This window comes from Actinomadura madurae (assembly GCF_047130825.1).
GTDB classification, from domain to species: Bacteria; Actinomycetota; Actinomycetes; order Streptosporangiales; family Streptosporangiaceae; genus Spirillospora; species Spirillospora madurae.
On record NZ_CP083237.1, the window covers coordinates 6,386,130 to 6,410,340 of the forward strand.

Annotated in this window: 26 protein-coding genes; 7 read left to right on the forward strand and 19 right to left on the reverse strand. The window is 72.0% G+C overall.

Features of this window, described 5'->3' with window-relative positions; genetic code table 11:
• Position 1: 1 nt before the first annotated feature.
• Together K8Z49_RS29125 and K8Z49_RS29130 are read right to left on the reverse strand one after the other, a co-directional pair.
• On the reverse strand, positions 2-631 hold the full coding sequence (locus K8Z49_RS29125; RefSeq protein ID WP_111832827.1) for a class I SAM-dependent methyltransferase: 630 nt from the start codon (positions 629-631) through the stop codon (positions 2-4).
• Entirely contained in the window at positions 624-1,415 is a 792-nt protein-coding gene (locus tag K8Z49_RS29130) for a hypothetical protein (protein WP_412515738.1), read from the reverse strand. The genes K8Z49_RS29125 and K8Z49_RS29130 overlap by 8 nt, the downstream gene beginning before the upstream one ends.
• 134 nt (positions 1,416-1,549) lie before the next feature.
• Here K8Z49_RS29130 and K8Z49_RS29135 point away from each other — a divergent pair, with 134 nt between their 5' ends.
• Positions 1,550-2,221, forward strand: a complete 672-nt coding sequence (locus tag K8Z49_RS29135) for a hypothetical protein (RefSeq protein ID WP_412515739.1) — start codon at positions 1,550-1,552, stop codon at positions 2,219-2,221.
• Positions 2,222-2,255: 34 nt separating this feature from the next.
• Positions 2,256-3,323 (forward strand): thiamine-phosphate kinase, encoded by a 1,068-nt coding sequence (gene thiL / locus K8Z49_RS29140; RefSeq protein WP_412515740.1) that lies wholly within the window; start codon positions 2,256-2,258, stop codon positions 3,321-3,323.
• Between the two features lie 93 nt (positions 3,324-3,416).
• Here the strand turns inward: thiL and K8Z49_RS29145 are convergent, their stop codons facing one another.
• The 7 genes from K8Z49_RS29145 to K8Z49_RS29175 all read right to left on the reverse strand — a co-directional run bounded on the left by K8Z49_RS29145 (position 3,417) and on the right by K8Z49_RS29175 (position 8,487).
• Complete coding sequence (locus tag K8Z49_RS29145; protein WP_412515741.1) at positions 3,417-4,247, reverse strand: LLM class flavin-dependent oxidoreductase; 831 nt, start codon at positions 4,245-4,247, stop codon at positions 3,417-3,419.
• Between the two features lie 130 nt (positions 4,248-4,377).
• Positions 4,378-4,764: a VOC family protein gene (locus K8Z49_RS29150; protein WP_021593540.1), complete on the reverse strand. Its 387-nt coding sequence runs from the start codon at positions 4,762-4,764 to the stop codon at positions 4,378-4,380.
• A gap of 32 nt (positions 4,765-4,796) precedes the next feature.
• A complete protein-coding gene (locus tag K8Z49_RS29155) occupies positions 4,797-5,516 on the reverse strand; it encodes a DUF4386 domain-containing protein (protein ID WP_412515742.1) in 720 nt (239 codons plus the stop codon).
• Between the two features lie 97 nt (positions 5,517-5,613).
• A complete protein-coding gene (locus tag K8Z49_RS29160) occupies positions 5,614-6,042 on the reverse strand; it encodes a DUF6069 family protein (protein WP_412515743.1) in 429 nt (142 codons plus the stop codon).
• The gene (locus K8Z49_RS29165) at positions 6,039-6,311 is read right to left on the reverse strand and encodes a hypothetical protein (protein WP_412515744.1); all 273 of its coding nucleotides are present in this window, start codon (positions 6,309-6,311) and stop codon (positions 6,039-6,041) included. Before K8Z49_RS29165 ends, K8Z49_RS29160 begins: the two co-directional genes overlap by 4 nt.
• A gap of 4 nt (positions 6,312-6,315) precedes the next feature.
• Positions 6,316-7,314 carry an RNA polymerase subunit sigma-70 gene (locus K8Z49_RS29170; protein ID WP_075022890.1) on the reverse strand — a complete coding sequence of 333 codons (999 nt, stop codon included), beginning with the start codon at positions 7,312-7,314 and terminating at the stop codon, positions 6,316-6,318.
• Positions 7,315-7,410: 96 nt separating this feature from the next.
• Complete coding sequence (locus K8Z49_RS29175; protein ID WP_412515745.1) at positions 7,411-8,487, reverse strand: winged helix DNA-binding domain-containing protein; 1,077 nt, start codon at positions 8,485-8,487, stop codon at positions 7,411-7,413.
• 229 nt (positions 8,488-8,716) lie between these two features.
• On the opposite strand from K8Z49_RS29175, the gene K8Z49_RS29180 reads away from it, so the two are divergent.
• Complete coding sequence (locus K8Z49_RS29180; RefSeq protein ID WP_111832824.1) at positions 8,717-9,238, forward strand: ATP-binding protein; 522 nt, start codon at positions 8,717-8,719, stop codon at positions 9,236-9,238.
• A 1-nt stretch (position 9,239) separates the two neighbouring features.
• Here K8Z49_RS29180 and K8Z49_RS29185 read toward each other — a convergent pair whose 3' ends face one another.
• Positions 9,240-10,208, reverse strand: a complete 969-nt coding sequence (locus K8Z49_RS29185) for a helix-turn-helix domain-containing protein (protein WP_021593547.1) — start codon at positions 10,206-10,208, stop codon at positions 9,240-9,242.
• 104 nt (positions 10,209-10,312) lie between these two features.
• Entirely contained in the window at positions 10,313-11,287 is a 975-nt protein-coding gene (locus tag K8Z49_RS29190) for a helix-turn-helix domain-containing protein (RefSeq protein WP_412515746.1), read from the reverse strand.
• Positions 11,288-11,385: 98 nt separating this feature from the next.
• On the opposite strand from K8Z49_RS29190, the gene K8Z49_RS29195 reads away from it, so the two are divergent.
• Positions 11,386-12,411 carry a saccharopine dehydrogenase family protein gene (locus K8Z49_RS29195; protein WP_412515747.1) on the forward strand — a complete coding sequence of 342 codons (1,026 nt, stop codon included), beginning with the start codon at positions 11,386-11,388 and terminating at the stop codon, positions 12,409-12,411.
• Between the two features lie 20 nt (positions 12,412-12,431).
• On the opposite strand, the gene K8Z49_RS29200 is transcribed toward K8Z49_RS29195, so the two are convergent.
• On the reverse strand, positions 12,432-14,015 hold the full coding sequence (locus K8Z49_RS29200; protein WP_075022893.1) for an MFS transporter: 1,584 nt from the start codon (positions 14,013-14,015) through the stop codon (positions 12,432-12,434).
• 16 nt (positions 14,016-14,031) lie between these two features.
• On the reverse strand, positions 14,032-14,676 hold the full coding sequence (locus K8Z49_RS29205; RefSeq protein ID WP_021593551.1) for a class I SAM-dependent methyltransferase: 645 nt from the start codon (positions 14,674-14,676) through the stop codon (positions 14,032-14,034).
• A gap of 95 nt (positions 14,677-14,771) precedes the next feature.
• Between K8Z49_RS29205 and K8Z49_RS29210 the strand changes: the two genes are divergently transcribed.
• Positions 14,772-15,368: a helix-turn-helix domain-containing protein gene (locus K8Z49_RS29210; RefSeq protein ID WP_021593552.1), complete on the forward strand. Its 597-nt coding sequence runs from the start codon at positions 14,772-14,774 to the stop codon at positions 15,366-15,368.
• A 30-nt stretch (positions 15,369-15,398) separates the two neighbouring features.
• On the opposite strand, the gene K8Z49_RS29215 is transcribed toward K8Z49_RS29210, so the two are convergent.
• Positions 15,399-16,199 carry an SAM-dependent methyltransferase gene (locus K8Z49_RS29215; protein ID WP_075022895.1) on the reverse strand — a complete coding sequence of 267 codons (801 nt, stop codon included), beginning with the start codon at positions 16,197-16,199 and terminating at the stop codon, positions 15,399-15,401.
• Positions 16,200-16,318: 119 nt separating this feature from the next.
• Between K8Z49_RS29215 and K8Z49_RS29220 the strand changes: the two genes are divergently transcribed.
• On the forward strand, positions 16,319-16,777 hold the full coding sequence (locus tag K8Z49_RS29220; RefSeq protein WP_075022896.1) for a MarR family winged helix-turn-helix transcriptional regulator: 459 nt from the start codon (positions 16,319-16,321) through the stop codon (positions 16,775-16,777).
• 40 nt (positions 16,778-16,817) lie between these two features.
• Here the strand turns inward: K8Z49_RS29220 and K8Z49_RS29225 are convergent, their stop codons facing one another.
• From K8Z49_RS29225 to K8Z49_RS29235, 3 genes are all read right to left on the reverse strand, one after another.
• Entirely contained in the window at positions 16,818-17,033 is a 216-nt protein-coding gene (locus tag K8Z49_RS29225; RefSeq protein ID WP_021593555.1) for a hypothetical protein, read from the reverse strand.
• Positions 17,034-17,152: 119 nt separating this feature from the next.
• Complete coding sequence (locus tag K8Z49_RS29230) at positions 17,153-18,727, reverse strand: N-acyl-D-amino-acid deacylase family protein (RefSeq protein ID WP_075022897.1); 1,575 nt, start codon at positions 18,725-18,727, stop codon at positions 17,153-17,155.
• A gap of 6 nt (positions 18,728-18,733) precedes the next feature.
• Positions 18,734-19,720, reverse strand: coding sequence for an adenylate/guanylate cyclase domain-containing protein (locus K8Z49_RS29235; RefSeq protein ID WP_021593558.1), 987 nt, complete (start codon positions 19,718-19,720; stop codon positions 18,734-18,736).
• Positions 19,721-19,782: 62 nt separating this feature from the next.
• On the opposite strand from K8Z49_RS29235, the gene K8Z49_RS29240 reads away from it, so the two are divergent.
• Positions 19,783-20,553: a MerR family transcriptional regulator gene (locus K8Z49_RS29240; RefSeq protein WP_250359200.1), complete on the forward strand. Its 771-nt coding sequence runs from the start codon at positions 19,783-19,785 to the stop codon at positions 20,551-20,553.
• Positions 20,554-20,557: 4 nt separating this feature from the next.
• On the opposite strand, the gene K8Z49_RS29245 is transcribed toward K8Z49_RS29240, so the two are convergent.
• Positions 20,558-22,159 (reverse strand): RNA polymerase sigma factor, encoded by a 1,602-nt coding sequence (locus tag K8Z49_RS29245; protein WP_412515748.1) that lies wholly within the window; start codon positions 22,157-22,159, stop codon positions 20,558-20,560.
• Positions 22,160-22,365: 206 nt separating this feature from the next.
• Positions 22,366-23,988, reverse strand: a complete 1,623-nt coding sequence (locus K8Z49_RS29250) for a long-chain fatty acid--CoA ligase (RefSeq protein WP_412515749.1) — start codon at positions 23,986-23,988, stop codon at positions 22,366-22,368.
• Positions 23,989-24,211: the final 223 nt, after the last annotated feature.

Sequence of the window (24,211 nt, forward strand, 5' to 3'; positions counted from 1 at the left end):
GCTATCGCCTGCCGATCGCGACGAACCAGCCCGCACGGCCGGCGAAGCGAATCCGGACGTCGGCGAAACCGGCCGCCTCCAGGCAGCCCGTGAACGCTCCCGGATCGACGAACGTGAACCAGCGCCGCCCGTCCAGCGACCCGCCGTTCTGCCAGCCCTCGCCGTCCCCGATCCGCATGCTGATCGCCGCGATGCCCGCCGGGGCCAGAACGCGATGCACCTCCGCCAGCGCACGTTCCATCCCGGCCGAAGGGATGTGGAGCAGGCTCCCCGAGGCCCACACCCCGGCCACCGCCGCGTCCCGGAGCGGGAGCGTCAGGGCGTCCAGCCGCAGGAAACCGAGCGTGCGTCCCTCCTCCCGGGTCCGGCCACGGGCCCATTCGAGCATGGCGGGCGCGTAGTCACCCGCGATCACCGTGCGGCCGAGCGACGCCAGCAGCCGGGCGTCCCGGCCACCGCCGCATCCAAGGTCCAGGACGGGCAGCGGGCGAGGAGCGAGCCGCGCGAACTCGACGACCTCCGCACGCAATCCTGGAAACCTGCCGTAATCCTCGGAGGCTTCACCATAGGAGTGCGCATTGGCGTCGTAGCAACCACAGGTCTCGCGGGTGATCCCGCCCACCTCAGACATTCTCGAACCCGTCCTCCCCGACCACGATGGTCAATGAATTGAGGATATGCCAGATGCGCTGCACGTTGAGCGCATCGTGGCCGTACGAGACATCGAAGCTGACGCAGCCGACGAACTTGGAACGACCATTTCTGATCGGTGTGGCGAAGACCGCGCCGCGATGACGGTAGCGCTGGAACTCCTCCCAGGAGAAGCCCATCACGGCATCCGAGCCTTCCTGTGCCCGGTATGAGCTGAATGCGTCTTCGTCGACCAGCACCCGGGCCAGGCTCGCCACATCGACGCTCACTTCCTGATCCAGCTTCCAACATAAGCCCACAACGCCGACACCCATCGTCGGACGTATTCTGCGGGTCGCCGGTGACGCGCCGAGACGGTAGGTGGCCACGCGCGTGAGCTCACCGCGGAGCGGATGCCGGTGATTGCGTTTCCGCTGCCAGATATGCAGCCCTAGATCACTGACCTCGACCGCCGGGGTCACGGCCGCGCAGACCTCGATCAGTTGCCCGAAGGCCGTGAGGACATGCCTGCGCATGACCAGACGGCGCTCGATGCGCAGACGCCGAGACCATGACTCGACAGGGGCCGCGACGCCGAAGAAGCCGGCGATCATAATCAAGGCGACCAGGACGTACGAGTTTTCGTGCTCGACATCCTTCCACAACTCGTCCGAAGGGAAGCCGTACTGCTTGCTGGCAAGCGTCACCGTCGCCGCCAGCACGATCAAACGGTCTATGGCACGCGCCGCCGACATTTTCATCTGCCGCTCATCCCCGTTCGGCACACCGCAATCCCGCCCCAGACTTGCCAGACCGTACCCGGGGCGAGTAACAATAATGCTGCCGACTTCGCCAGGTCATATTTCGGCCCGCCAAATGAGGCGAACAAAGCCAGTCCGAATTGCGGTCGAGGTGATCCGTGACCGAACGAGACTCTTGCGTCGGCTCCGACTTCTGCCGGGAGCTCGCCGGGGCCGAGGACGTCACCTTCCATCGCATCTACGGCGCGTCCGCACCGGGAAGGATCATCGGACGCGGCAGCACCCTCACGTTGCTCGCGGATATGTCGCCGCTGACCTGGGGACATCTTCTCCTGGTGCCCAATGCCCACTATGTCAGCTTTGGCGCCGTGATGTGCGACCACGCCGAAGAGGTGGCAACGGCACTCAAGCAGATAGTCCTGCCTTACACGGCAAGTTTCGGCGAACCCGTCTTCCTTGAGCACGGCTCCACAATGCGGATGGACGGATCCGCATGCGTCACGCACGCTCATATCCATCTGCTTCCTCTGCCGTTCGAGCAGGTCAACACGCTGATGGCGCGGGACGGCCTGGCGCCGACCACCCTGGGCGGCCTCGCCGATCTAGAACGGTTCGGGCATGACGATCTCCCATATTTCTATTGCGGAGACGCCGACGAACACCAGGTGTACGCTGCGGTGCAGGCAAGGCCTCGCCAATATCTGAGATCGGTGGCGGGGAGAATTCTGGGTCTCGCAGACCCGGAGTGGGACTACGCCGTGGTTGTCCGAAAAGACGTTTTAGTGACGACGATGAAAGAGACCGCGCACTGGAGGCTCTCGTTACCCTGAGCCATTGACACCCCGCGGGAAGGTGGAAGATCGGATGGGTTCCATGCAGGGCGCCTGCACCGCCTCCGATGAGCCGACTCGGCTGGCCGACATCGTCGCGCCCATGTTCGGCGGGCAGTCGGGATGGTCGCAGCGGCTCCACAACGGGGTTCAGGCCGCGCTCGTCGCGGGCGCCGACGCCCAGGACGACTGCGCGGTATTCGGGATCGACGGACCCATGGAAATCGTCGTGGGATCCGACTACGTCCGCGGGCCGAAATTCCAGCTCTACGAACTCGGCTACCTGTCGAATTACGACATCGGCTACTACCTGGCGATGGCCAATCTCAGCGATATCGCCGCCATGGGCGCGCTCCCGATCGCGCTCCTCACCGTCGTCCGCTATCCGCGGTCACTCCCGGATGACGACTTCACGTCCCTCATGGAAGGGATCCGCGACGCCTGCCGGCAGGTGGGCGCGCCGAACGTCGGAGGCGATATCGGCAGCGCGGAGAGGATCATCCTGTCCGCGTCGGCCGTGGGCATCGTCGAGCAAGGCGGATCACTGCTGCGGACCGGTGCCCGTCCGGGAGATCGCCTTTGCGTCACGGGGCCGACGGGGGTGGCGGCATCGGCCCAGCGCTACTTCGGCCGCCCCGGCTCGGCCAAGCTCCGGCCCGCCGAGGAGGAAGCGCTGCTATCCGCATGGCGGCGTCCCCAGGCGCTCGTCCATCATGGACGCTGCCTGAGCACCAGCGGTGTGGTGACGAGCTGCCAGGACACCTCCGACGGCCTGAAGGCCGGCGTCCAGTCGCTGGCGGGCGCCAGCGGTGTCGGCTTCGTGGTCGAGGAGAGCGCGCTCCCCGTCGCCGGCATCGTCGCCGAGGTCGCACGGCTCACCGATGGCGATCTGACCTCGGTCATCCTGGGCGACTCGGTGGACTTCCAACTGGTCTTCACCGTCGCGGCCGACGATGTACCGCGGCTCTCCAAAGTCTTCGCGGACGCGGGCCTTCAGTTCTCCGACATCGGCCACGCCACCGAGGAGCGGCAGGTTCGGCTCAGGGGCGCGGACGGCCGAGAGCAGGAGCTGCCCGGGGTTCCCTGGCGCCACGCCACCTGAGCCGATCAAGGTCCGTGCCGCGTCCACGAGTATGACCGGTGGGACTTCCGCCCCCAGGTTCCGAACGGCGGGCCGGTTCCGCGCGGCGGCTGCCTAGTGTCCTGCCAGTCGGGCTACGACGGGGGCGAGGGTTTCGGCGGCGTTGGCGCCGAAGACGAAGTAGGAGAAGCCGAGCTCTTCGCGTCGGCGCTGGATCTCCTCGGCGGCCGCCGCGGGGTCTTCCGGGAGCACCGCCAGCGAGTCCGCCGCGTGAAGCGCGGCGGGGTCGGTGTCGGGGGACGCCATGAACGGTGCGACGGAATCGCCGATCACCGCGACGTGCTGGGCGAGTTCGAGGTCTCGTGTGGGGCGGAAGTCGCGGACCACCCGGGTGATCTCGTCCCGCTCGTCTCCCGGCATCAGCGCGATGGCGACCGTGTCCGCGATGTCGGCCGCCAGCGCCAGCGCCTTAGGCCCGCGCACGGCCATCACCACCGGCGTGCGCACGTCGGGACCGTCGAGGTCTCGCAGCTCCGTCACGGTGTCACGCACCTGGGACAGCCGCTCGCTCGGTGGCGGGGCGGGCAGTCCCCGTTCGCGGAGTTCCTCTTCGATGCCGGGCCTGCCGGTGCCGATGCCCAGCTCGAAGCGGCCGTCGGTGAGCACCGACAGCGAGTGCGCCTCCCATGCGGTGCTCCAGGCCGGACGCAGGGGCGAGGCGTACACCCATGTGCCCACCCGCAGGTCGGTGATGGAGGCCGCGAGGGCCAGCGTGGGGGCCGGCGCCGGCTGCCAACGGGGGACGTCGGGCATCAGGAGCGTGGAGTAGCCGCTGCCGGCGATGCGGCGCACCCGGTCTCGCCACGTCGGCAGGTCGGTTGTGAGCGGGGCAACGACCCCGAATCGGAAGGGCCTGGTTCCGCTGGTCGCCGTCGAGTCGGTCATCGTCCTGTCCTGATCGTTCGTAGGGTCGGGGCTCGTCGAGCACCCTGGTCGGTGTCTCACCCTCGCTACGAACGCCGACGCCCCGATTCGACATCGCTTCCGGAATCTCTGGCGAGATTTTGCGGGTTCGTCAGCCTGAGCCGGACGGTGCCCGGCTCAGGTCCACGACGCAGAAGACGTTTCCGTCGGGGTCGGCGAGGACGACGAAGTCCGGATCCGGCGGGTACAGGTCCCAGTCGGCCCTGGTGGCTCCGAGGTCGATCAGGCGTGCGACCTCGGACGTCTGCTCGTCCGTGGTGTCCACGAACAGGTCGAGGTGTAGACGGGGATGAGGTTCGATCGGCGACTCGCTGCGCATCAGGCCCAATGCCCGGCCGGATCCGTCCGCGTGATGCAGCGTCCTCCAGTTCGGGCTCTCCCACTCCGGCACGGCGACCAGATCCAGCGCGGACGTCCAGAAGGCCACGGCGCGGGGCATGTCGGTCACGCCGATCACCGGGAATCCGAGTCTGAGCACGAGAACGAGTCTAGGGAGCGCCTGGTCGGTCCTTACGGTCCCTGTCCATCGAACGCGGTTGAACGGAAGCCCTTGGTGATGAGCCAGATGCCCAGGGACGCTTCCCAGACGATTTCCGGTGCCGTGAACAGGAAATTCACGGGGGACTGCTGCTCGTAGGCGCCGAACAGGACGGCGGTCGCGGTGGCGCAGGCGATCGGGCCTCCGATGAGCCCGATGAGTGCCATCGGACGTGGCACCAGGCCCGACCGGTACATCAGGAAGCCCAGCAACAGGCCGTTGCCGAAGCCCGCGCAGAAGGCGGGACCGAGCAGGAACGTCTGGTCTTTCACCGCCACCAGTGACTGGCCGATCAGCGCGGCATCGGCCCCGCCGCCCGCCACGTCCTGCCGCAGCACCACGACGGCGAGGACGCTGACGACGCCCACCAGGATGAGAGTCGACTCGACGACGCGCAGGGTGACGTAGCCGAGGGCGATGCTCTCGCTCTGCCGCTTCAGAACCGGGAACAGCACGACCGCGGTGGCGATGTTCGCGACGGCGGTCAGAACCTCAAGGAAGGCTCCGAACCGCACCTGGGTGTCCGCGCCCGCTCCCAGGATGTAGTTCGCGTCGTTGATCACCGGGTCGTACAGGAACACCGCCGGGATCGAGAAGGCGAAGGTGAGGACGAACCAGACGCCGGCGATCCTGGCGGTCCGCTGAACGGCGTCCGCCGGGGCTTCCGGCATCCGGGCTTCGATCGTGTCCACGCGACGCTCCCAGGCTTCGATCCACCCCGCCCGACTGCCGGGATAGTCGTAGGGAACCACGCTGAACGGGCGCTGTCCGCACCCTCCGGTGGCCGGATCAAGCCGCGGTCCGGGTGCGGAGGCTTCGCGTCAGGGTGGGGATCATCACCGCCGCGGCGACGAGGTGCAGCGCGAGGAGGGCGGTGATGGTGGCGGCGTTGGCCCCGGAAAGGAAGGGCGGGACCAACGAGATCGCGGTCAGCGACACCGCCGTCCACACGAACCGTGCGGCGGGGCGCGCGCTCCAGCGAAGGAGCGCGGCGGCGATGACGATGCCGACGAGCGAGAAGAACCCGGTCACCACGGCGATCCCGGACAACGGGATCGACTCTTCGCCGTCGGGGACCTCGAAGTCGACGCCTGCGGTTTGGGCGAGCGCGGCGGCGAGGGTGGTGGCCGCCGTCGCCGCGAGCGCGCCCGCCAGGCCGGTGCCGATCAGCCCGCGGAGTCGGCGGGGGTGGGTGAACGAAGCGTCCGTGCCGTTCATGTCGTCCTCCACGGGGGGTGTGGTGACCGGCGTGTGAGGGTTCCGGGGGTGACGATGTGCACCGTCGCCGTGCAGCGGCCGGGGTTCTGCAGGGCGCGGACGCCGGTGCCGCGCAGCCAGAACCCGGCGCCGCGGCCGAGGACCGGTCCGGGTTCGCCGTCGCGCAGCTCCAGCTGCACCCGCCCGCGGGCGACGACGCCGAACGCGTCCGACCATTCGGCCGCGACGACCGCGACACGCGCGCCACCTCGCAGCGCGAGCGTCCGCACGGGACTACTCCGTGCCGTCCGCCGGCAGCTCCTCCGGCAGCCCGAGCCGCGGGAACTGGTCGTCGTGGAAGGTGGTGATCTCGGTGATCGCCCCGCCGGTGACGCGCAGGACGTCGATCGTCAGCGGGAGGTACGGGCCCCCGCTCTCCCGCTTCTCGTAGAAGGCGACGGCGGGCTGCCGGTTGACGGAGGTGGGGACGGCGCGCAGGCCCGTCATGTCCCCGAAGCCGCTCTCGACCCAGTCGTTCACCACGGCGTCGCGGCCGATGTACAGGCCCGGGGTGGGCGGCATCGAGCACCGGACGTCGTCGCGGAGCAGCGCCGCGAGCGCGTCGATGTCGGTTGCCACGCTGGCGTCGGTGTAGCGGCGGACCACCTCGCGCGTCCCGGCGTCCTCCTCGCCGCCGGTCCAGTCCTGCCGCTCGGGGGGCAGGTGCTCGCGCATCCCGGCGCGGGCCCGCTGCAGCGCGCTGTTCACGGAGTTGACGGAGTCGCCGAGGAGCTCCGCGACGTCCTTGGCCGGCCAGCCGAGCACGTCCCGCAGGATCAGCACGGCCCGCGGGCGCGGCGCGAGGTGCTGGACCGCTACCAGGTATGCGAGCTCGATCGTCTCCCGCGCGACGGCGACCGCCTCCGGCTCGTCCGCGTCGCCCGCGGGAAGCTCGTCGAGCAGCCGGTCCGGGTAGGGCTGGAGCCACAGCACCTCGCCGCCGGTCGCGGGCTCGGGACGGCGCTTGGCGAGCAGGTCCAGGCAGGCGTTGGTGGCGATCCGGTACAGCCAGGCGCGGAACGTCGACCGCCCCTCGAAGGTCTCCCTCCGCCGCCAGGCGCGCAGGAACGTCTCCTGGACGGCGTCCTCGGCGTCCTCGAACGACCCGAGCATCCGGTAGCAGTGCACGTGCAGCTCTCGCCGGTGCCGCTCCGCCAGCCCGGTGAACGCCGGCTCGTCGACGTCGGCCAGACCGCTCACGCCCAGCTCCTCCAACTGCCTGTCCGCACCCATCACGTCATCCTTCCCACTTGTCGTGTCCGTCGTATGTGTGACGGGTGCGGGCGCGAGAACTCATCACCGGGTCGGTCGTGATGTGCCGCGTCGCGGTTACGGAAGGGTGACTTCGGTCTTGAGCCGCAGGTATTCGCCGTACCGTCCGGCGGCCTGGTCGAGGGCTTCGAGCTGTGGACGCGTCAGGGCCCGGTAGGGCCGCAGGTCGAACCGCACGCGGTCGCGGCCGATGGTGCGCCGCATGGAGGCGGCGAGCTGCGCGTCGACCAGGGCCATCCCGGTCGCGGCCTCCCTGGCGCGCGGGACGTCGCCGGCGGCGTCCAGCACCCAGCGGGAGTCCTGGTAGCCGCGGTAGGTCTCGTCGAGGATCTGCAGGAGATGGCCCGCGGGGTCCTGCGGCTCGCCGGGAGGTTCTCCGGGGGCGTGCCAGAACGTGCGCCCGTCGTGCTCGAACGAGTCCAACCGATCACGCACCTCGTGCAGGCCGGCGCGCACGTCGGTGAGGGTGAGCGTCGCCCAGTAGGCCAGGTCCCGTTCGGTCGCCGGGCCGTGCCCGGTGTAGTAGCGCAGCGCGAGTTCGGCCAGGGCCTCGGTCCGGGAGAGCCGCCGCGGTGCCGGCACGCGCTCGTCCATGAGCGCGTAGGTGTGTTCGCCGTCGGCGACTCGTCCGCTGCAGATCAGCCCGTCCAGCTCGGCGTGGGCCAGCAGGATCATCAGCATCTGCCCGCCGCCCAGGACACCGCGCTCGCTCAGTTCCTCGGCCAGTTGCGCGCGGGTGAGGTGCCCCCGGCTCTCCAAGGCCCCCAGGACGGCGGCGACCGCCTGGTCGATGGAGCTTTCGTCGAGGCCGTGCGCATTGCGCAGCTGCCGGCCGGTGAGGCGGCGTACGCGCGGGCCGGTCAGATCGAGCAGCCAGCCGACGTCCTCGGCTTGCACGTAGTGCCACGTCGGGCGCAGCACGTGCGTACGCACGACGGAGCCGTCGTCGAGGAGGGTCGCCAGATCGGCCTGGTCGGGGTTCCGCGTGCGCGCGGCCACCGCCCACGCCGCCTGACCGGGATTCTCCGCCTGGACGGCCAGCAGCGACCCCACCACCTCACCGGCCGACCCGGCATGGGGCCGAACCAGGTGCTGGCTGCGCAGCCGCCAGCGGGCAACGTCGACGTCCCGCATCACGCCACCGCCCTCCGGACGCGAACCGGGGACCAGCCTAGCCAAGCACGCTCGGGCCGCCCGGATTGGCACTCCGTGCCAGGCCTGTTGACGCACCGCGCAAAGGGCTTCCCAAGTCGCGCCCGCTCCGTAGCGTTGGACGCACGGCTCCGCCGCGAACCAGCGAGCGAACACCCGTCCCTACGCGAACACTGTCCCAGCGCGAACACCGTCCCTGCGAGTGATCGATATGCCAGCCAACGAGCACGCCGCCCTCTTCATCGAGCTTCCGTCATGCGGGGCCGTGGAGACGGCCCACGAGATCGGCCCGAAAGAGCACCGGAGCGTTCGGGACGCCGCGACGCCCGGCCGCCGTGAGACGGCCGCGATCTGCCGCGAGCTGTCCGGGGTGGCCACCTTCCCCGGTGTCAGCCGCTCGGCGGGGCGTGCACGCGCGTTCGTGCGCGAGGTCCTCGGAACGAGCGCGTCGGCCGACACGGTGGAGTTGTGCGTCAGCGAGCTGGTCGCCAACGCCGTGTGCCACTCGTCCAGCGGGGACGGCGGCCAGGTCACCGTCGCCATCGGCGTGAACGGCGACCGCGTCCGGGTCGAGGTGACCGATGACGGCGATGGGCGCAGCGCGCCGCATGTGATGGACGACCCGTCCGCCGAACACGGGCGCGGGCTGATGGTCGTCGACGCCCTCGCCGCCCGCTGGGGCGTCATCCCCGGCCCGGCGGGCTCGACGGTGTGGTTCGAGTACGCGGGATGACCTAGGTGGACGAAAGGTCGACGGCCGCCGCGCGGCGGTGTTCGCGGGGGCTGACGCCGTATCGGGCGCGGAACGAGCGGCTGAGGGAGGACGCGTCCGGGAAGCCCCACCGCGCGCCGATCTCGGCGATGGGCAGCCCGGCGAGCCGCGGGTCGCCGAGCTCCTCGCGGCACCGGTTCAGCCGCTCCTCCCGCACCCACCGGCCGAAGGTGGTGCCCGCGCGCGCGAACAGCCGGTGCAGCTGGCGCAGCGAGATGTTGTGGGCCGCGGCGACCTTCGGCGGCGCGAGCTGCGGGTCGGACAGATGCAGGCCGATGTAGAGCCGGACGCGGCGCAGCAGTTCCTCCCCCGGTGAGGCGGGCGGCCGCTCGACGCCGGAAACGGAGGCGAGGGCGGTCGCGATGAGGTCCAGCGACATTCCGGCGAGCCGTTCCCCGGTCTCCGGATCGACGGTGTCCGCGGCCTGCACGACGTTGAGCAGGAAGGGCGTGACCAGCCGGCCGAGCGCGGAGTCCAACGCGATCCGCCGGACGGTGACCGCGCCCGTGTCGATGCCCCGTTCTTCGAGGGCCGTGCGCGGGAACCGCAGCACCAGGTGATCGAAATGGCGCCCCTGGAAGTCCACCCGGTAGGGGCGGGTGCCGTCGAACAGGGTCAGGTCGCCGGGCAGCAGAATGGCCTGGCGGCCGTCCTGTTGCGCGATGGTCCTGCCGTGCAGCTGCACGGCGAGCAGGCATAGGGGCTCTTCCAGGGACCGCGGGTGCCGGCTCCCGCGTTCGGCGGTCATCGGGTCGGTGAGGATGCGGGTCGCCTGGAGGGGTCCGATGTCACGGTCGCGCACCTGGCCACGGAAGGCTCCGCCGCCGGCCTGTTCGTCATCGAGCTGGATGAAGGTTCTGCAGATGACCTCGTGCCAATAGGCGAGTCGCTCCTGCGGCGGGACCTGGTCGGTGGAGAACACCCGTCCCATGTCTTGACTTTATGCTGGTCAGAACGAGATTTACAAGACGTGTTCGTCGCTGTGAGCTGACCGAATTCAACGATCCGCGCGCAGACTTTTGCCAAATGCAAGCATTATGGCAAAGCGGGTCCGGCGGGCTCCCGCACGCCGGATCGGGTGCGGAAAGTGCGGCGGTAAGTGTCGGGAGGCACGCCGAGCGTGCGGTTGAAGTGGCGGCGCAGTGTCGTGGCGGTGCCCATGCCGGTGGACGCCGCGATGGCGTCGATGCCGTCGTCGGTCTTCTCCAGCAGTTCTTGGGCGTGGCGGATCCGCTGGGTCAGCAGCCATCGCAGCGGGGTGGTTCCGGTCACCGCCTTGAAGTGGCGTCCCAGATGGCGGGAGCTCATCCGCGCCTGGCGGGCGAGGTCCTCCACAGTCAGCGGCTGGTCCAGCCGCTCGATCACCCAGGGGAGCAGGGCGGCGAGCGGGTGGTCGTCCTGCGCGGGCACCGGGGCGGGGACGAACTGGGCCTGGCCGCCGGCCCGGTGCGGCGGGACGACCAGGCGGCGGGCGACGGCGTTGGCGACCGACGAGCCGTGGTCGAGGCGGACGAGGTGCAGGCAGAGGTCCAGGGCGGCGGCCTTGCCGGCGGAGGTGAGCACGCTTCCGTTGTCCACGTAGAGGACGTCCGGGTCGACCTCCACACGGGGATGGCGGACGGCCAGGGCCTCGGTGTGCGCCCAGTGGGTGGTCGCGCGTCTCCCGTCCAGCAGGCCGGCCGCGGCCAGCACGAACGCGCCCGTGCAGAGGGAGACGACGCGGGCGCCCGCCTCGTGGGCCGCGCGGACCGCGTCGACCAGTTCGGCCGGCGGCTCCTCGTCGGCGTCGCCCCAGGCCGGGACGATCACGGTCCCGGCGTGCCGGAGGTGGTCGAGCCCGAAGTCCGGTTCGAGCCGGAACAGGCCCACGCGCAGGGCGACCGGCCCGCAGACGGCGACGTCGTACCAGGGGACCGTCACGCCGTCCGGGGCGAAGGCGAAGACCTCGTACGCCAGGGACAGCTCGAAGTGCAGCATCCCGTCGGTGACGGCCAAGGCGACTGAAGGCATGTCCGGAATTGTATGAGTCATGGCGTTCCAGACACTCGCCGGTGCGACCGGGCCCCGGCATGATCGCCGCATCGGTTCGTTCGAGCGGGGGGGTGCCCATGGGATCGGAACAGAGGGTGGCGGTGTTCGGCGCGTACGGCCACACCGGGCGGTTCGTGGTTGCGGAGTTGCGGGAGCGCGGATACGTCCCCGTCCTGTCCGGCCGCGACGCCGGGAAGCTGCGGGCGCTGGCGGCGTCCCATCCCGGGCTGGAGGCTCGCCAGGCCTCGGTGGACGACCCGGGCTCGCTCGACCGCGCGCTGGCCGGTGCGGCGGCGGTGGTCAACTGTGCCGGGCCCTTCGCCACGACGGCCGCCCCGGTGATCGAGGCGGCCCTGCGGGCCGGGATCCCGTACGTGGACGTGGCGGCGGAGATCGAGGCCAACGCCGACACGTTCGCGCACTTCGCGGGCCGCGCCCGGGACGCCGGCGCCGTGATCGTCCCCGCGATGGCCTTCTTCGGCGGGCTCGGCGACCTGCTGGCCACCGCGGCGATGGGCGACTGGACGGCGGCCGACGAGGCGCACATCGCGTACGGGCTGAGCGGCTGGAACCCCACGGACGGGACGCGCGCGGCGGGCGAGGTGTCCCGCGAGCGGCGCGACGGCGGGCGCGTCCGCTACGTGAACGGGCATCTGGAGTACCGCGACGACAGCCCGCCCACCCTGGAGTGGCCCTTCCCCGCCCCGATGGGCAGGCGGGCGGTCATCGGGGAGTTCTCGATGGCCGACGTCGTCACCGTTCCCGGCCACCTGGCCATCCCCGAGGTGTGCACCTACATGGCGATCGAGGCGGCCAGGGACCTGTCGGCCCCGGACACGCCGGGGCCGGCCGCGGTCGACGAGCGGGGGCGGTCCGCGCAGACCTTCCTCGTCGACGTCGTCCTGCGCTCGGGGGGCCGTGAACGGCGCGCCGTGGCGAGCGGCCAGGACATCTACGCCGTCACCGCCCCGCTCGTCGTGGAAGCGGTCGACCGCATCCTCACCGGGCGGACCCGCGCCGCCGGGGTCGCCTCCGCGGGCGAGATCTTCGACGCCCCGGACTTCCTCCGGGCGCTGTCCCCGCACATTTCCGTGGAGTTGTAGCCGCGCAGGGACGACGCACGCTACGGCGTGCGGGTTCTGGTCTCGGCGGCCTCCGGCGCGGTGACCGGCTCGGCAGGACGGCGCTCGGGCCCGCGGACGAGAACGTAGACGAACAGGACCGCCATGACGGTGAAGCCCGCCCACATCGCCTCCTGCCACCCGTCCACGAAGGACTGCTGGGCGGCGCGGACGAGCGTGTCGGCCTCGGGCCCGGCGTTCTCGGCGGCCTCCAGGGCGTTGGCGACACCGCTGCGGGCCGGGTCGGCGGCCCCTTCGGGTACCCCGTGGAGCCGGGAGTCGATGGCGTCGCGGTAACCGGCCGACAGGACCGCGCCGAGCAGGGCCACGCCGAGCGCGGTGCCGAACTCCCTGGTCACGTCGTTCAGCGCGGACGCGACGCCCTGCCGCTCGCGCGGCAGCGCCGTGGTGATGGCCTCGGTGGACGGGGTCATCGACAGGCCCATGCCGAGCCCCATGGCCAGCATGCCGGGCAGCACCGAAAGGTAGCCGCCCTCGACGGAGACGAACGCGGCCATCAGGGCCAGGCCGGCACCGCCGAGGAGGATGCCGGACGCCATCGTCCACCGGCCGCCGATGCGCGCCGCCACCCGCGGCGCGAGGCCGGAGGCGGCCATCATCAGCAGTGCCGTCGGCATCAGCGCCAGCGTGGAGCGCAGCCCGGACCAGCCCAGCACGGCCTGGAAGTACGGGAAGAGCACGACGAAGATGCCGGCCTGCACGCCGAACACGCCCAGGAGCGACACCGAGCCGCCGGCCAGGTCGCGGCGGCGGAACAGCCGGACGTCGAGGAGGGGCGCCTCCCGGCGCAGTTCCCACGCAACGAAGCCGATCGCGGCGGCGGCTCCGGCGAGGAGGCTCAGCAGCGTCCCGGGCGCGGTCCAGCCCCGCTCGGGGCCTTCGTGGAGGACGAAGATGAGCCCGAGCACGGCCACGGCCGAGGTCAGCGAGCCGATGGCGTCGAACCCGTGCTCCGCCGGCTCGCGCGAGTTCGGCACCGACCGGAGCGTCAGGGCGGCGGCGGCCAGGACGAGCGCGACCGGCAGGACGAACAGCCACCGCCAGTTCGCCAGGTCGACCAGGAGGGCCGACAGGTACATGCCCAGGATGCCGCCACCGCCGGCGACGCCCGTCCAGACGCCGATCGCCCTGGAGCGCTCCTCGTCGGGGAAGGTCGAGGTGATGACGGCGAGGGTGACCGGCATGATCATCGCCGCGCCCGCCCCGGCGAGGAGGCGCGCGGCGAGCATGACCTCCGTGGACGGGGCCAGGCCCGCGGCGGCGCTCGCCACCCCGAACACCGCGAGGCCGGCGAGGAGCACCGGCTTGCGGCCCCACCGGTCGCCGACCGCGCCGAGCGGGAGCAGTAGCGCGGCGAGGCCGAGCGTGTAGATGTTGATCATCCACAGGACGGTGTCCTGCGCGGCGTCGAACTCGACGGCCAGCTGCGGCTGGGCGACGTTCAGGCCGGTCACCGAGGCGATGACGGCCATGAGGGCGACGCAGACCGCGATCAGGATCGTGCGGCGCCGGCGCGGGTCCCGGATGGTCGGGTCGGCGCCGTGCGCGGGCGGGGGCGACTTCATGGAAGCTCCTTCAGTGCTAGGGGCGGCGGACGGCGCGCACGACGACGTCGTGGAGGACGGTCTCCCCGCCCCCGTGGCCGGTCAGCGTCCGATCGGTCTCCTCGGCGGTGACGACGTCCCAGGCGGTCCGGTCCAGCCGTGCCGTGATGGCCGCGGCGGTGGCCGACGCTTCGGCGGGCGGAAAGTGCCCGGACCCCTCGTCGTGGCCGTGGCGGTGGAGGTGGCCGACGATCAGCAGCGTGCCGCCGGGGGCCACCCATCCGGCGATGCGGGCGTAGAAGTCGAGCTGCGGCATCGCCGGGTGGGCGTAGTGGGTCGTGACCAGGTCGAAGCGGGTGTCCGGGGTCCAGACGCCCAGGTCCGCCTCGACCCACCGCAGCCGCTCGGACGCGCCGCTCGCCGTCCCGCTCGCCGCCGCGCGCTCGGCGGCACGGGCGAGGGCCGCGGACGAGATGTCGGCCGCGGTCACCCGCCACCCGCGGGAGGCGAGCCAGATCGCCTCGGCACCGGCACCGCACCCGGCGTCGAGCGCCGTGCCCGGCACCAGATCGCCGGCCTCACGGGCCAGGTAGGGGTTCGGCGAGTGCCCGGCCATGGACGCGGGGCCGCTTTCGTCCTGCCAGTGCCGCTCCCAGTAGTCCTTGTCGAACTCGTGCTCCATCGTTCGTCCTCCCCGTTCGTCTCAGCAGGTCCAGCGATGGTGACCGGCGCGAGGGCGAAGCGGCAAAGCCTGTTGCCGAATGGCAAACTGACGGCATGGGCAATGCAGAGGACCGGACGCTCGACGCCTTCGGGCCGAGGCTGAAGCAGCTACGGCGGCGCCGCGACATCACCCTGGCCGACCTCGCCGGCGAGACGGGCATCTCCGCCAGCACGCTCTCCCGGCTCGAAGCCGGCCTGCGGCGCCCCACGCTGGAGCAGCTCCTGCCGCTCGCCCGCGCCTACGGGGTCACCCTCGACGAGCTAGTCGACCCGCCGCCCACCGGTGACCCGCGCATCAACCTGCGTCCGATCTCCTACCGCGACGGATCGGTCATCCTGCCGCTGACCCGGAGGCCGGGCGGCATCCAGGCCTACAAGTTCGTCCTCCCGGCCGGGGACGACGACGCCGTGCCCGACCTGCGCACCCATGAGGGCTACGACTGGGCCTACGTCCTCAACGGCACGCTGCGCCTGGTCCTCGGCGAGCACGACCTCCTGCTCGAACCCGGGGAGGCCGCGGAGTTCGACACGCGCATCCCGCACTGGTTCGGGGCCACGAGCGCCGGCCCGGTGGAGTTCCTCAGCCTCGTCGGGCGGCAGGGGGAACGCGCCCACGTCCGCGCGGCGCCGAAGGCCCGTCCCGCCGAATAGGCCCGCGGCCGGCCCGGGACGTGCCGGAGCTCAGGGTTTGCGGGCGATGCCGGCGAACTCGTCGACCTCGTCCGGGGCGCCCCAGGTGGCGATGTCCATGGGGTCGGGGCGCCAGTGGGCGCAGCTCACGAGGCCCGGTTCGACGAGGTCCAGGCCGTCGAAGTAGCGGAGGATCTCCTCGGGGGACCGCAGGGTGACCGGGGGCCTGCCGCCGGCGTCGTTGTACTGCCGGGCGGCGTTCTCGGAGGCCTCGCCGAAGACGGCGTAGGTGGCGTGGTTGATCACCAGGAAGCCGCCGCTCGGCAGCGCGTCCGCCAGCCGCCGGACGATGCGGTGGGACTCCTCGGTGTCCCCGACGTGGTGGAGGATGCCGACCAGCATGATCGCGACCGGCCGGGTGAAGTCCAGCATCCGGCGGGCCGCGGCGAGGATGGCGTCCGTGTCGTGCACGTCGGCGTCGAGGTACTCGCAGCGGCCCGCCTTGGTGCTCGTCAGCAGGGCGCGGGCGTGCGTCAGCACCAGGGGGTCGTTGTCGACGTACATGATCCGCGACTCGGGCGCGACGCGCTGCGCGACCTCGTGCGTGTTGTCGACGGTGGGCAGGCCGGTGCCGATGTCGAGGAAGTCCCGGACGCCTTCGTCCTGCGCGAGGTACCGGACGGCGCGGCCGATGAACGCGCGGTCGGCGACCGCCTGCTTCTTGATCTGCGGGTAGCTCTCCGCGATCCGGTCGCCCATCTCCCGGTCGATCGGATAGTTGTCCTTGCCGCCGATCCAGTGGTTCCAGATGCGGGCGGAATGCGGAACCGAATCGTCGATGCCGGCGACCATGGTGAGAGCCTAACGAGCCGCCGGGCGGCTCTGTAGATCCTTGTCCAAGATCGGCCGCGCTCCGTCCGGCCCGGTTTCGGTTGCGGGCAACTCGATCGGCGCAACCGTAGACTGGGGGCATGACCGGGACGCTCGACGATCACCTGAAGCTGGACATGCAGGTCTGCTTCGCCCTGCACGCGACGTCACGGGCGTTCGACGCGCTCTACCGCGCGGTCCTGCGCGACCTGGGCCTCACCTATCCGCAGTACCTGGCGATGCTCGTCCTCTGGGAGACCGACGGGCTCACCGTCAAGCGGCTGGGCGAGCGCCTCCGCCTCGACTCCGGCACCCTGTCGCCGCTGCTCAAGCGGCTGGAGGCCGCCGGGCTCGTGGAACGCCGCCGGAACCGGGAGGACGAGCGCTCGGTGTCGGTGCACCTCACCGCCGAGGGCGCGGCCCTGCGGTCGCGGGCGCTGGACGTGCCGCGGCGGATGCTCGGCTCGACCGGCCTCGGCCCGGCCGAGCTGGCCGACCTCCGCGGGACCCTGCGGCGCATGACCGAGCACCTCGACGCGGCCGCCGCGTCCGCCGCCTGACGGCGTCCCTTGACGGCGGGCCCATGACGGTGGGCGCCGCCTAACGGCGCCCTTCCCGGAAGGCGCGCTCCGCGGCGGCGTGCCACCAGCCGGGCGGGGACGGGCCGATCCGGCGCGACAGCGGCTGGTCGGGATGCAGCCCGAGCCGCCGCAGGGCGTCCGCCCGCACCCGGACGCCGAACCAGCCGCGCCAGTGGCCGTCGTCGCCCGGCCCGCAAACGAGGTCGATCAGGATGTCATCGTCCTGGAACGGCATCCAGTCGATGCCGCGGTCGCGCAGTCAACCCAGCAGCGCGGCCACCGGCCGCGGGCAGCGCGGAAGGTTCTCGTACGTCACGACCGTGATCCAGTCGCCGTTCGGCGGGTTCATGCCACTCATGATGCCCGACCATCCGGCTTCAGCGCTCGCCCCGGCGGGACGGCGTTCGCCGTCAGAGCACCTCCGGCGAGGACGGGGACGCCGTTGACGATCACGTGGTCGATGCCCTCCGCGGGCGTTCTCGGGGCCTCGTAGGTGGCGCGATCGGTGACGGCGGCGGGATCCACGACGACGAGGTCGGCGGCGCGGCCCGCCTCGACCCGGCCGCGGTCCGCGAGGCGGAACCGGTCGGCGGCCCGTCCGGCCAGGTGCACGGCGGCCTCCTCCCACGTCCAGTCGCCGAGGTCGCGGACGTGCCGGGCGAGCAGCCGGGCGAACGCGCCCCACCCCCGCGGATGCGGGTGCCCGCCCTGGTAGACGGCGTCGGACCCGGCCATGTGGACGGGATGCCGCAGCAGCGCCCGCATCGATTCGTCGCTGTTGGTGTTCGGCTGCCCGAACACGCAGCCCGCCTCCAGCCGCGTCGCGACGAGCAGGTCGCAGCAGAACTCGCCGGGGCTCGACCCCGCCCGCTGCGCCGCGTCCGGCAGGCTCATCCCCTCGGCCCACCGGTACTCGCCGGACGGGACGTGCGACAGCACGATGCGCGGCCACACCTCGGCACGGTGGGCGAACCAGTCGCGGTGCAGCCACTCCCGGACGGACGGGTCGGCGAGCGCGTCGAGCGTGGCGTCCAGGTCGGCGATCGGGAGCCGGTCCGGGAGCGTGACGAGCGTCAGCGTGCTGCATCCCCGCAGGTAGGGGTAGCTGTCGAAGGTCAGGTCGATGCCCTCGGCGCGGGCGCCGTCCACGAGCGCGATCAGCTCGTCCCGCGGCCCGTGGTAGTGCGAGACGTGCGGGGCGACGCGTCCGGTCCGGGCGATCTCCAGGACCTCGGCCATCGCCGTCACGGCCGCCGACTCGTACCCGCGCATGTGCGTGACGTAGGGCAGCCCGGCCGCGCCGACCGGCGCGCACAGCGCCCCGATCTCGGCGGCGTCGGCGTACGAGCCGGGCACGTACTCAAGGCCCGTGGACAGCCCGGCCGCGCCGTCCGCCAGGCCGCGCTCGACCTGATCCCGCATGGCGGCCAGCTCGCCGGGCTCCGGGGCGCGCCGCGCCGTGCCGAGGACGCCGTGCCGGATCGTCCCGTGCGGCATGAGATAGACGGTATTCAGCGGGACCGCCCGGTCGTAGCCGGCGAGAAGCTCTGCGACCGAGACCGGGCCGCCGTCCAGTCCCGGATGGGTGCCGTTCACCGGCGCGAAGTAGCGGCTGACGTACCGGAGCGTGGCGGTGCCTGCCGGGGCGTAGGAGATGCCGTCCTGCCCCAGGACGAAGGTGGTGACGCCCTGGCGGAGGGCGGCGAGCTGCACGTCCGGGTCGAACACGGCCGCCTCGCCGTGCACGTGGGCGTCGATGAAGCCCGGCATGACGTGCCGGCCGGTCGCGTCGATCTCCGTGGCCGCCCGGACGCCGTCCAGGACGTCCACGGCGGCGATGCGTCCTCCGGCGACGGCCACGTCGGCGCGCCGCGCGGCGGCCCCCGTCCCGTCCAGGACGGTTCCGCCGCGAACCACCAGTTCGTACATGTGACCTCATCCACCGTTGTGCCGCAGAAGGTACGGCTTGACCCGGCCCAGACCCTGCAGAGGACGAGGGCGCAGCCCGGAGACGTCATACCCGCCGGACGGCAGGGCCGAGACCAGGCCGGCGTCGGCCAGGACCGTTCCCGGGTAGGCGGTGGAGGTCAGGCGGGCGGCCAGGTTGACCGGGGTCCCGAAGACGTCGCCCAGCCGCTGGATGACCTCGCCGTACGCGAGCCCCACCCGCACCTTCGGGCTGTCGGGCTCACCGAACCGCTCGGCGATGCGCAGCCCGATCTCGGCGGCGGCGGACGGGTCGGACGCGACGAACAGCACCTCGTCCCCGAGCGTCTTCACCACCCGGCCGCCGTGGTCGGCGACGATCTCCGCGGCGGACGACTCGAAGCGCTCGACGAACGCGGCCAGCGCGTCCCCGTCCAGGCGGCGGCTCAGCCGGGTGAACGACACCACGTCGGCGAACCCGACGGCGAGCTGCGCGATGCCCGCCGCGGGGTCGGACCGCGCGGACGCCGTCGTCGCCGCGGCGCGCATCCCGGCGGCGGTGAGCTGGCGGCGCCAGCCGTGCAGCAGCAGCCGCTCGAACGCCGGCCGCAGCTCCTCGGTCGCGGCGAGCGCGGCGGTGACCACCTCGGGCGTGATGGGCTCGCCGGACGGCTGCTCCCCGAGCCGCCGCAACCAGACGTCGCCGAGCCAGCTCGCCAGCCGCCCCATCGTCTGCCCGACGGCGCGGGCGAGCTGCAGGACCATCTCCTCGTCCACCATCGCGTGGCCGAGCAGGTCCCGGATCTCGCGGAGCGCGGCCACGTCGCCGTCGGTGAAGGCGACCTCGTCGTCGGGGGGCGCCGGGAACCCCAACGCCTGCCAGATGCGGCGCGCGTACTCGTCCGGGACGCCCGAGAGGTTCTCGACCTCCTTGCGCGTGTAGCGCAGGGGCCCGCCGAGGAGGGTCTCCTCGATGTCGTCCGCGTCGTCCGTCATGCGCCGACCCTATGTGCCATCGATCAATGTCACAATGGCGCGGGAGTAAGATCGCGCCTGTCATGACCGAGTACCGAATCGACGAGCTGGCGCGGCTGGCCGGCAGCACGGTGCGCAACATCCGCGCGTACCAGGACCGCGGGCTGCTGCCGCCGCCCCGCCTCGCCGGCCGGGTCGGCCTCTACGACGACTCCCACCTGGCGCGGCTCCGGCTGATCGGCAAGCTGCTCGGCCGCGGCTACACCTTCGCGATCATCAAGGACCTGCTGTCCGCGTGGGAGACCGGCAAGGACGTCGGCGAGGTCCTCGGGCTGGAGAAGGTCCTCACCGACCCGTGGTCGGACGAGATCCCCGGCACCGCCACCTACGAGGAGCTCGTCGGGAAGTTCGGCGCCGGGCTGGACGAGGACGAGGTCGCCCGGATGCTCGAGCGCACCGTCGAGCTCGGCCTGATCGAACCGGAGGGCGAGGCGTTCCGGGTGCCGAGCCCGCGGCTGCTGCACGTCGGCGCGGAGCTCGTCGCCGCGGGCATCCCGCTCGGCGCCGTCCTCGACATCGCCGGGCAGATCCGCGACGACTGCGACGTGATCGCCGGCCGGTTCGTCGGCCTCGTCGAGGAGCACGTGTTCGACCGGCTGAAGGAGCAGCCCGTCCCGGACGGCGACGAGACCCGCGAGATCGCCGCCGTGGTGCGCCGGATGCGGCCCCTCGTGAAGATGGTCGTCGAGCCGTTCATCGCGCGGGCCATGGAGGCCCGCGTCCAGGCCTCGCTCGGCGAGCACCTCGAAACGATCAGGGATCACCTGGGGGAGCGGCCCGCCGCGGACGGCTGAACCGTCACAGGATCGTCGCGCCCCAGACCACCTTCACCTCGTGCGACGCGCCCTCGGAGTCGGTGAACGTGATCGTCCCCTGGCCGGGCAGGCCGATCAGCGCCGTCCGCAGGGTGAGCGTCAGCCGCGTCGTGCCGTCCTCCGGCATCCCGCCCTGCATCTCGGACAGGATCAGCTGGTTGGACGACGTCATCGCCGTCCACGTCACCGGCCCCTGCTCCGCCGCCAGGTCGACCTTCGCCGTCTTCGTCCCGTACAGCTCCACCTTCGCCGGGTTCACCACGAGGACCCCGCGCTTCTCGGGCGGCCGCGTCGGCTGCGTCGGGGACGGCGACGGCCCCCGCGACTGCCCCGGCTCCCCATCGGTCTGCGGGTTCGGCGGCACCTGGCCGGGGCGCCCCTGCGCGGCGCCGCCCGAGCCCTCCGGCCCGTCCTTGCCGCGGGACGGGCCGTCGTGCGGCTTCTCCTGCGTGATCGACGGCTGCGGATGCGTGCGGAACGGCGGCCACGACAGCGTGTTCCCGCTGATGCCGGGCCCCATCACGAACACCGCCACCAGGGCGGCGGCCAGCGCGCCCGCCATCCCTCCCCCGGTGAACATCCACCGGCGGGTGAACGGCGACGGCACGTCCGGCTGGCTCGGCAGGCCGGACGGGGTGAGCGTCCCGCCGCGCGCCGCGATGTCGGCGCGGTAGCCGGCCAGCTCGGGGTCCGTCGCGGTGTGCATGACGCGGTGCCGCAGCGCCGCCGGCAGGATCGGCGCGGGCGCCCGGCGCAGCAGCGCGGCGGCGGTCACCCGGGCCCGGCGCCGGCAGGCGGCGCACCCGGCGGCGTGCAGGTCGGCGGACGGGTCGGCGGGGGAGTCCTCCCCGCGCCGCCGGAACCCGCGCCTGCGCCCCCTGCCCGCCGCCTTCGCCGGGGCGGGCGGCTCCTCCTCCCGCACCACCGCCCCGCGGGCGGCGAGGACCGGGATCGCCGTGGCCGGGACCTCCTCCTCCGGACGGCCCTCGGCGCACGCCCGCCCGGCACGATCGAGCTCCCGCTGGAGCGCGGCCTCCAGCTCCGCCCGGCCCCGGCGCACCCGCATCGCGGCCCGCCGCGACGACAGGCCGAGCGTCGCGCCGAGCCGGGCGGGACGCAGCCCGTGCCGGAACGCCAGGAGCACCACCTCCTGGTCGACGGGCGCCAGCCGGGCCAGGGACCCGCGCAGCAGCTCGTGCAGCTCCTCCGCCGGCGGCCACTCCGGCACCGGGCCGTCCGGTTCGGCACGGTCCAGAAACGGGATCTCGGAGAACTCGGCGTCCCGATCCCAGAACAGCACCTTCGCGCGGCCCCGCCGGACGCACCGCCGCCGCGCCGCACCGTAAAGCCAGGAACTCAGGTACAGGTGGTCGCGCATCCGGGGGGCGCGGCGGCACGCGTCGATGAACGTGTCATGCACGATGTCGGCGGCGGTTTTCCCGTCTCCCGACATCGACAGCGCGTAATCGTATAGGCGCTCACCGTACTCGTCATAGAGTGCGGCCAGCGCAGCCTCGTCGCCGTCACTCAGCCCTTTGACCAGCGTGCGGTCGGCTGAGTGCGCAGAGGTCGACAACCTGGGCATTCACGCTCCCGGCAGCGGCGTGCGGGGCCGGCCCCACTGAGGGCCATCCGGACATTCAGCCCACCTTGGATACACCCACGAACCCCATCCGCACCACTCATCCGCCGAAATCCCCTTTAAGGTAACACCTTGGAGAGAGTCGGCATCTCTGCGTGACCACGTGCGGAATGACTGCGCGTCAGAATCCGGTCAGGGCCGCGCCGGGATCAGTCGGCCCGCCGGACCTCCAGCTCACCCTCCGCGTACCTGCGGCGCAGCACCTTCTTGTCGAACTTGCCGACACTCGTCTTCGGCACCTCCGCGATGAACGCCCAGCGCTCCGGGAGCTGCCATTTCGCGATCCGCCCAGCGAGAAATTCCTTGAGCTGCTCCGCCGTGACCTGCGCCCCCTCCCGGACGACGACGGACGCGAGCGGCCGCTCCTGCCATCGGTCGTCCGGAACCCCGACCACGGCCGCCTCGACCACGTCCGGGTGCGCCATCAGATGGTTCTCCAGCTCCACCGAGGAGATCCACTCCCCGCCGGACTTGATCACGTCCTTCGCCCGGTCGGTGAGGAGCAGGTGGCCGTCCGGCGACAGCGTCCCCACATCGCCCGTGCGCAGCCAGCCGTCGTGGAACTTCGCGGGATCCTCGTCCAGGTGGTAGGCGCCGGTGATCCACGGCCCGCGGATCTCCACCTCCCCGACCGACTCCCCGTCGTTCGGCAGCACGACGTCGCCGTCCCCGACGACCCGCATCTCCAGCCCCGCGAGGACGCGGCCCTGGCTGAGCCGCACCCGCCAGACGTCCTCGTCCGCCGCCTTCACAGGCGGATGCGCGACCGTGGCGACCGGCGACGTCTCCGTCATCCCCCACGCCTGCACGATCCGGACGCCGATCTCGTCGAACCCCCGCATCAGCGACTCGGGCACCGCCGACCCGCCGCACGGCACCAGCCGCAGCGAGCTCAGGTCCGACCCGTGCTCCCTCGTGTGGCGCAGCACGTCCGACCAGATCGTCGGCACCGCGCCCGCCACCGTCGGACGCTCCGCCTCGATCATCCGGACGAGCGGGTCCGCCTGCAGGAACCGGTCGGGCATGACCAGCGACGCCCCCGCCATCAGCGCCGCGTACGGCAGGCCCCACGCGTTCGCGTGGAACATCGGCACCACCGGCATCACGACGTCGGACGCGCTCAGCCCGATCGCGTTCCCCGTGCACGTCGCCATCGAGTGCAGGTACGCCGACCGGTGCGAGTACACGACGCCCTTCGGGTTCCCGGTCGTCCCGCTCGTGTAGCACATCGCCGCGGCCCACTGCTCGTCGACGTCCGGCCACGCGAACTCCGCGGGCGCCGCGGCGAGCAGCTCCTCGTAGTCGTGCAGCTCCTTGCCGGCCTCCTCCAGCGGCCCGGTGTCGCCCCCGCCGACCACGACCACGTGCTGGACCGTCTTGAACTGCGGCAGCACCGGCGCCAGCAGCGGGATGAGCGACCCGTCCACGAGGACCACCCGGTCCTCGGCGTGATTCGCGATGTAGACCAGCTGATCGGGGAACAGCCGCAGGTTCAGCGTGTGCAGCACGGCACCCATCGACGGGACCGCGAGATACGCCTCCAGATGCTCGGCGTTGTTCCACATGAACGTGGCGACCCGCTGGTCACCGTCCACCCCGAGCCCGCGCAGCGCCCCCGCCAGCCGGGCCGCACGCTCCCCGACCTCGGCGTACGTCCGCCGCCGCGCCCCGTCCCCCGTCCACGTCGCGACCTCGGCCGCCCCGAAGACCTCGGCCCCGAACTTCATGATCGTCGTAATGGTCAGCGGAAAATCCTGCATGGTGCTGTACACGACACGCCTCCAACCAAAACAGCCGCCTAAGCCGGATTCTCGCAGCGCCGCCCCACCCTGACGACCCCCTCCACCCCACTAAGAACCCCCACAAAGTGGGCCCCAGCACTGTGCACCACCAAGAGCGCTCTTAGGTCTGAGGCTCAGCCGGAGGCACGGGCAGGCGCGTGGAGCGAGCGGTGCGCGCATGCCCGCCGAGCCGGGCGACCGCAGCGACACGCCA

Excerpts from the sequence above, each read along its gene's own strand:
- K8Z49_RS29125 (WP_111832827.1), bottom strand. The coding sequence starts at position 631 with ATGTCTGAGGTGGGCGGGATCACCCGCGAGACCTGTGGTTGCTACGAC.
- thiL (WP_412515740.1), top strand. The coding sequence starts at position 2,256 with ATGGGTTCCATGCAGGGCGCCTGCACCGCCTCCGATGAGCCGACTCGG.
- K8Z49_RS29145 (WP_412515741.1), bottom strand. The coding sequence starts at position 4,247 with ATGACCGACTCGACGGCGACCAGCGGAACCAGGCCCTTCCGATTCGGG.
- K8Z49_RS29160 (WP_412515743.1), bottom strand. The coding sequence starts at position 6,042 with ATGAACGGCACGGACGCTTCGTTCACCCACCCCCGCCGACTCCGCGGG.
- K8Z49_RS29170 (WP_075022890.1), bottom strand. The coding sequence starts at position 7,314 with ATGGGTGCGGACAGGCAGTTGGAGGAGCTGGGCGTGAGCGGTCTGGCC.
- K8Z49_RS29175 (WP_412515745.1), bottom strand. The coding sequence starts at position 8,487 with ATGCGGGACGTCGACGTTGCCCGCTGGCGGCTGCGCAGCCAGCACCTG.
- K8Z49_RS29180 (WP_111832824.1), top strand. The coding sequence starts at position 8,717 with ATGCCAGCCAACGAGCACGCCGCCCTCTTCATCGAGCTTCCGTCATGC.
- K8Z49_RS29185 (WP_021593547.1), bottom strand. The coding sequence starts at position 10,208 with ATGGGACGGGTGTTCTCCACCGACCAGGTCCCGCCGCAGGAGCGACTC.
- K8Z49_RS29190 (WP_412515746.1), bottom strand. The coding sequence starts at position 11,287 with ATGCCTTCAGTCGCCTTGGCCGTCACCGACGGGATGCTGCACTTCGAG.
- K8Z49_RS29195 (WP_412515747.1), top strand. The coding sequence starts at position 11,386 with ATGGGATCGGAACAGAGGGTGGCGGTGTTCGGCGCGTACGGCCACACC.
- K8Z49_RS29200 (WP_075022893.1), bottom strand. The coding sequence starts at position 14,015 with ATGAAGTCGCCCCCGCCCGCGCACGGCGCCGACCCGACCATCCGGGAC.
- K8Z49_RS29205 (WP_021593551.1), bottom strand. The coding sequence starts at position 14,676 with ATGGAGCACGAGTTCGACAAGGACTACTGGGAGCGGCACTGGCAGGAC.
- K8Z49_RS29210 (WP_021593552.1), top strand. The coding sequence starts at position 14,772 with ATGGGCAATGCAGAGGACCGGACGCTCGACGCCTTCGGGCCGAGGCTG.
- K8Z49_RS29215 (WP_075022895.1), bottom strand. The coding sequence starts at position 16,199 with ATGGTCGCCGGCATCGACGATTCGGTTCCGCATTCCGCCCGCATCTGG.
- K8Z49_RS29220 (WP_075022896.1), top strand. The coding sequence starts at position 16,319 with ATGACCGGGACGCTCGACGATCACCTGAAGCTGGACATGCAGGTCTGC.
- K8Z49_RS29225 (WP_021593555.1), bottom strand. The coding sequence starts at position 17,033 with ATGCCGTTCCAGGACGATGACATCCTGATCGACCTCGTTTGCGGGCCG.
- K8Z49_RS29230 (WP_075022897.1), bottom strand. The coding sequence starts at position 18,727 with ATGTACGAACTGGTGGTTCGCGGCGGAACCGTCCTGGACGGGACGGGG.
- K8Z49_RS29235 (WP_021593558.1), bottom strand. The coding sequence starts at position 19,720 with ATGACGGACGACGCGGACGACATCGAGGAGACCCTCCTCGGCGGGCCC.
- K8Z49_RS29240 (WP_250359200.1), top strand. The coding sequence starts at position 19,783 with ATGACCGAGTACCGAATCGACGAGCTGGCGCGGCTGGCCGGCAGCACG.
- K8Z49_RS29245 (WP_412515748.1), bottom strand. The coding sequence starts at position 22,159 with ATGCCCAGGTTGTCGACCTCTGCGCACTCAGCCGACCGCACGCTGGTC.